At 69.5% G+C, this 6,199-nt stretch carries 5 protein-coding genes; all 5 read left to right on the forward strand.

Translation table 11 applies throughout. The annotated features are described in order from the left end of the window. Positions 1–15: 15 nt before the first annotated feature. Positions 16–516: a hypothetical protein gene (locus VKN16_10525; GenBank protein ID HME94639.1), complete on the forward strand. Its 501-nt coding sequence runs from the start codon at positions 16–18 to the stop codon at positions 514–516. Positions 517–562: 46 nt separating this feature from the next. Further along, the gene (locus VKN16_10530) at positions 563–1,807 is read left to right on the forward strand and encodes an amidohydrolase family protein (protein HME94640.1); all 1,245 of its coding nucleotides are present in this window, start codon (positions 563–565) and stop codon (positions 1,805–1,807) included. A gap of 52 nt (positions 1,808–1,859) precedes the next feature. Beyond that, entirely contained in the window at positions 1,860–2,939 is a 1,080-nt protein-coding gene (locus tag VKN16_10535) for a Zn-dependent alcohol dehydrogenase (GenBank protein ID HME94641.1), read from the forward strand. A 7-nt stretch (positions 2,940–2,946) separates the two neighbouring features. Next, positions 2,947–3,285, forward strand: coding sequence for a hypothetical protein (locus VKN16_10540; protein HME94642.1), 339 nt, complete (start codon positions 2,947–2,949; stop codon positions 3,283–3,285). An 85-nt stretch (positions 3,286–3,370) separates the two neighbouring features. Further along, the gene (locus VKN16_10545; GenBank protein ID HME94643.1) at positions 3,371–5,734 is read left to right on the forward strand and encodes a TonB-dependent receptor; all 2,364 of its coding nucleotides are present in this window, start codon (positions 3,371–3,373) and stop codon (positions 5,732–5,734) included. Positions 5,735–6,199 lie beyond the last annotated feature (465 nt).

Below are 6,199 nucleotides of genomic sequence, written 5' to 3' on the forward strand. Positions count from 1 at the left end.
CGAGGAGAGCATTCCATGGCCTACACGCTCGAGACGTTCGCGACGGCCGCTCACGACATCCTCACCGCCGATCCCGGCCCGGCCGGGCGCGACCGGCTCCGCGCCCTGGTGGAGGACGTGCTGAAGGACGACGCGTTCATCGCCCGGTACCTGGGCGACGACGGGCCGGAGCGCAAGATCCTCTACACCGACCCCCAGCTAGGCTTCTGCATCCTCGGTCACGTCTACCAGAACGCGCGCGAGAGCAATCCGCACGACCACGGGCCGTCCTGGGCCATCTACGGCCAGGCCCGCGGCGAGACCCTGATGAACGACTGGGCCCTGGTGGAGAAGGCGACCGAGAGCCGACCGGGCAAGGTGCGCCATGTGCGCAGCTATCCCTTGAAGCCGGGCATGGCCCACGTCTACAACGAGGGCGACCTGCACTCCCCGCGGCGCGATGGGCCGACCCGGCTCATCCGCATCGAGGGCACCAACATGGACCGGGTCAAGCGCCTGGCCTACGAGAAGGTCTGACCGTCACCCCCGCCTCACGGCGGCGCCGCAAAGGGGGAGTCTCGAGATGAAAGATCATCTCCGCTTCGTCGACTCCGACATGCATATCATGGAGCCGCCCGATCTCTTCGAGCGGTACCTCGATCCGAAATTCCGCGAGCGGGTGGTGCTGCCGATCGGCGCCGACGGCCGGCCGAAGCGCGGCACGATCGTCATCGACGGCCTGCCCACCACGATGGACGCCGAGCTGCAGCAGTACCGCAAGCGCGCGCGGGCCGACGGGACGACCGCGCACAACACTCAGCCGCTGTCGGGCTCCCGGCTGCAGTCCACCAACCGCCTCGACTTCGCCATCGAGCGCAACTACGACCCCGAGGCGCAGGTCATGGGCATGGCCATCGAGGGTGTGGACATCGCGGTCCTCTATCCCACCACCGGCCTGAGCTTGCTCGCGCGCGACGGCATGGACCCGCGGCTGTCGCTGGCGCTCTGCCAGGCCTACAACAACTGGATCCACGAGTTCTGCCGCTACAGCCCGGAGCGCCTGAAGTTCGTCGCGATGCTGCCGGTGCACGACGTGCAGCTGGCCGGCCGCGAGCTGGTACGCTGCGTGCGCGAGCTGGGCGCGGTCGGCTCCTTCATCCGGCCCAACCTGGTCAACGGCCACTTCTGGCACTCCAACTACTGGGATCCGCTCTACTCCCTGCACGAGGAGCTGAACGTGACCTGGGGCTTCCACGAGGGCACCGGGGCGTGGTACTCGCACATGAACGTGCTCTACGGCGAGAACCGCTTCTACCGCCACGTGGCGAGTCACTGGATCGAGATGCAGCAGGCCCTGATCGCCATGATCATCGGCGGGGTGTTCGAGTTCCATCCCCGCCTGCGCGTCGGCTTCCTGGAGGCCCAGAACTCGTGGGTGCCCGGCCTGCTGTCGCGCATCGAGTGGGACTACCCGCAGTACCGCGACTCGCACGCCCCGTACCTGACCATGACCCCGAAGGAGTATTTCCGCCGCAACTGCTGGGCCGCGGTGGAGGGGAGCGAGCCCGAGATCGAGGCCACCGCCGGGCTCATAGGGGCCGACCGCATGTGCGTGTCCACCGACTACCCGCACTTCGACTCGAACTTCCCCTACGTGTCCGACAACGTGCTGAAGAGCTGCTCGCGCGAGACCGCCGCGCAGATCCTGATGGGCGGCGCCCATCTCTACGGCTTCGGTCCCGCCGACTTCAAGAAGGCGGATGCCGCGGTCGCGGCGTCGCGGCCCTCCGTCGCGGAGGCGTCGGGCGCGGTGGCGGTCTCGCGATAGCCCGAGCCACGATCGTCACAAGGCCGGATCCCGGATCCGAGAGGAGCGACACATGAAAGCCGCCATGTTCCATGGACCGCACCAGCCGCTCACCATCGAGAACGTCGACATCGACAAGCCCATGGGCCGCGAGGTGCTGGTGCGCACCGTCGCCTCCGGGGTGTGCCACAGCGATCTGCACTTCGTGGACGGCTACTACCAGTTCCCGACCCCGGCCATCCTCGGCCACGAGGCCGCCGGCATCGTGGAGGAGGTCGGGCTGCAAGTCTCCGAGTTCAAGCCGGGCGACCACGTCATCTGCTGCCTGTCCGTCTTCTGCGGTCACTGCGAGTACTGCCTGACCGGCCGCACCCATCTCTGCCAGACCCGGCCGGCGCGCGCGAAGACCGAGCCGCCGAAGCTGTCGTGGAAGGGCCAGCCGGTGAACCAGTTCGCCAATCTCTCGGCCTACGCCGAGAAGATGCTGGTGCACGAGAACGGGCTGGTGAAGATCGACGAGTCCATGCCGCTGGACCGGGCGGCCCTGATCGGCTGCGGCGTCACCACCGGCGTCGGCGCGGTGCTCAACACCGCGCGCATCGAGCCCGGGTCCACCGTCGCGGTGTTCGGGGCGGGCGGCGTCGGTCTGGCCGCGGTGCAGGGCGCGCGCATCGCGGGCGCGCGCATGATCATCGCGGTCGACACGGTGGAGTCCAAGCTCGCCACCGCCAAGCAGCTGGGCGCGACCCACGGGGTCAACGCCAAGACCGACGAGCCGGTGAAGGCCATCCGCGACCTGACCGGCGGGGGTGTCGACTACTCCTTCGAGTGCATCGGGCTCAAGATCGCGGCCGAGCAGTGCTTCGACTGCATCAAGCACGGCGGCACCGCCACCGTGGTGGGCATGATCCCGGTCGGGCAGAAGATCGAGCTGGACGGCCCCATCTTCCTCCGCGAGAAGAAGATCCAGGGCTGCAGCATGGGCAGCAACCGCTTCAAGGTGGACATGCCGCGCTACATCGAGCTGTACCGCCAGGGCCGGCTGAAGCTCGACGAGATGATCACGCGCCGGGGCAAGCTCGAGGACGTCAACGAGGCGTTTCGGGCCATGAAGGCCGGCGAGGTCTCGCGCACCGTCCTGATGCTGGGCTGACGCGCGGGTGAGCCTCGCCCGCCGGCGCGCGCGCCTGATGTGGCCGGCCGCCCGGCGCCTGACGCGGCGGTGCTGGCTCGTCGTCACGGTCGCGCTGGCCGCGACCGCCCTCGTCGGCGCGGGAATCCCCCCCGCGCTCGACGAGGACCGGAGCGCGCCCGGCTTCTGCAGCCCCGACTGCCCGCTCCAGCAGCACGCCACCCACACGGTGGCCGTCGCCCCCGACCTCTCGATGCGCGCGGCGCCGACCGCGCCGCCTCGCCAGGCTCCGCCCGCCTTCCCGACCCGCATCTGCCCCGCGGTGGCCGTCGCCCCCGAGGCCCCGCGCGGCCCGCCCGGCGCCTAGCGTCTCCCGTCCGCCCGCCGCGGCGGATCCACCGCGGCCGCACCCGCAGTCCAGATCGTCGTGTCACGTGCTCGGGAGGGTACGCATGCGCTCGTCACTCCGCTCGGCCGTCGCGCTCGTGCTGCTCGCGGTCTCGGCCGTCCCGTCGCCCGCCGCGCCGCCGGCCGGCGTCGTGGCCGGCGTGGCGCTGGACGCCCAGGCGCGGCCGGTGCCCGGTGTGCGGCTGCGCCTCGAGACGGCCGCGGGGGAGGTAGTGACGACCACGACCAGCGCCGAGCGGGGCGAGTTCAGGTTCGACGGCGTGCGGGCCGGCACCTACGCGGTGGTCGGCGAGCACGAAGGATTCGAGCCGGCGACCCGGCTGGTGACCGTGACCGAGGCGGAGGGCGCCGCCGCCGATCTGGTCCTGACCGCCTCGGTCGTCGCGCTGGAGCCGATCCAGGTCATCGCCCGTCGCCTCGAGGAGGAGCGCATCAAGATCCAGCCGGGCATCGGGGCCTCCACCTACGAGCTGACCAACCGGGCGATCGAGGCGCAGCCCGGTGGCGAGAACAACTCGCTCTCCCGCGTGCTGCTGCAGGCGCCCGGCGTGAGCCAGGACTCCTCGAGCGCGGGCAGCATCCACGTGCGGGAGCAGATGGGCAACATCCAGTACCGGCTCAACGGCATCGTGCTGCCCGAGGGGGCCACGCTCTTCGGCGCCGGCGGTGGGCTGAGCCCGCGGCTGGCCAGCTCGATCACGCTGCTCACCGGGGCGCTGCCCGCCGAGTTCGGCCTGCGCACCACCGGCATCTTCGACATCCAGACCAGGAGCGGCGCGCTCGATCCCGGCGGCTCGGTGGCGATGTACGGGGGCAGCCAGTCGTGGATCCAGCCGAGCGTGGAATACCGGGGCAGCATCGGTCGGCTCACCTACTTCGTGGCCGCGGACTACCTGCAGAACAGCATCGGCATCTCGTCGGCCACGCCGGGCCGCGCGATCCACGACGACACCCGGCAGGGCCACGCCTTCGCCTACCTCGAGTACCTGAAGGACGCCACCAGAAAGCTGACCGGCATCTTCGGCAGCTTCGTGGGCCACTTCCAGATCCCCAATCGTCCCGGCGTCCCGACCGAGTTCACGGTCAACGGCGTCTCCGATTTCGACTCCACGAAGATCGACGAGACCCAGCTCGAGCAGAACTACTTCGGGGTCGTCTCCGCCTTCAAGACCCTGGGCGACGCGAGCCTGCAGGCCGCCCTCTTCACGCGCTACAGCACGATGGCGTTCCGGCCCGACCGGCTCGCCGACGTGATGTTCAACGGCATCGCCCAGCGGGTGAACCGTAGCAGCATCGCCAGCGGCCTGCAGCTCGACGGGACCTACACGCTGACCCCGACCCACACCCTGCACGCGGGCGCCTACCTGGCTGCGGAGCAGACCAGCGTGCAGTCCACGTCGGACGTGCTGCCCGCGGTGGACGGCGTGCCCACCTCCGACCAGCCGTTCACGATCTTCGACAGCCGCGGCAAGATCGGCTACACCTACAGCGTCTACCTGCAGGACGCCTGGCGGGTCCTCCCGACCGTCACCATCAACGGCGGCGTGCGGCTGGACGGCATCGCCGCGTTCACCAGCGAGCACCAGTGGAGCCCGCGTCTGAACGTGGTGTGGGAGGCCACGCCCACCACCACGGTGCACGCCGGGTACGCCCGCTACTTCACGCCCCCGCGCCAGGAGTTCGTGCCGACCTCCACGGTGAGCCGTTTCGGGGGCACCACCGCAGAATCGACGGTGCCGATCAACAACCCGGTGCGGGCCGAGCGGGCCCACTACGTCGACGCGGGCGTCACCCAGCAGATCATCCCGGGCGTGCGGGTCGGGCTCGACGCCTACTACAAGAACTCGCTCTACCACCTGGACGAGGGCCAGTTCGGGGCGCCGACCTTCCTGACCCCGTTCAACTACCACCGCGCGAGCAACGTGGGGATCGAGCTGACCGCGTCCGTCGCGCTGGGGGACTTCAGCGCCTACGGCAACCTGGCCGCCGCGCAGCAGGTGGCCAAGGGCATCGTCACCGCCCAGGCCCTCTTCTCGCCCGACGACCTGGCCTACATCCACGATCACTACATCGTCACCGACCACAGCCAGCTCATCACCGCGTCGGCCGGGCTCAGCTATCTCTTCTGGAAGCGCACCCGCGTGAGCCTGGACCTGATCGTGGGCAGCGGGCTGCGCCGCACCGTGCGCAATCCCAACGACTCGAGCAACCCGCCCTACCAGCAGCTCGACCTCGGCATCAGCCACCGCTTCGAGCTGCCCGCCTTCGGCAAGATGGAGGCGCGCTTCGACGTGATCAACCTGCTCGGGCAGGACTACGTGCTGCGCAACGGCACCGGGGTCGGCATCTTCGCCACCCAGTTCGGCCCCCCGCGCGGGTTCTTCGGCGGGCTGAAGAAGGAGTTCTGAGCGCAGATGGCTGGCCCACCGTGAAACCGGCCCGCTCCAGCTCTGCGAACAGCGCGACATTCCGACAATGCCGCCGGCAGCAACGACCGCTGGCACCTGCCAGGTCGACGCTGACAGGCACGAGGGCAAAGGTTGACGTTGTACCTCGCACGTGCCCACCGGCTTCCCAGGCTTGTGCGATCAAGACGTCGGCTCCGCATCGAGCGCTTTCGTTTGACTCATGGCCTCTGGCGACTCCCGCGTGTTACACAGACCTGGATATTTCGCGTACGGATGGATAGCGGGTGCGCCCGGCCCCCACCCGGGTCTTCGCGTGACGGGTTCCTTGCGCGACTCACGCTCGCTGAAGGGGATTCTCCGGTTAGCCCTGGCTTGCGGAATCGATCATCGGATTGCGGCCGGCGGGCGCGCTTTCCCGCTTCGGAATCACGCAGAAGCCCTGGGCCTCGATGCCCAGCGCCGGGT

Source organism: Candidatus Methylomirabilota bacterium (genome assembly GCA_035315345.1).
Taxonomy (GTDB): Bacteria; Methylomirabilota; Methylomirabilia; order Rokubacteriales; family CSP1-6; genus CAMLFJ01.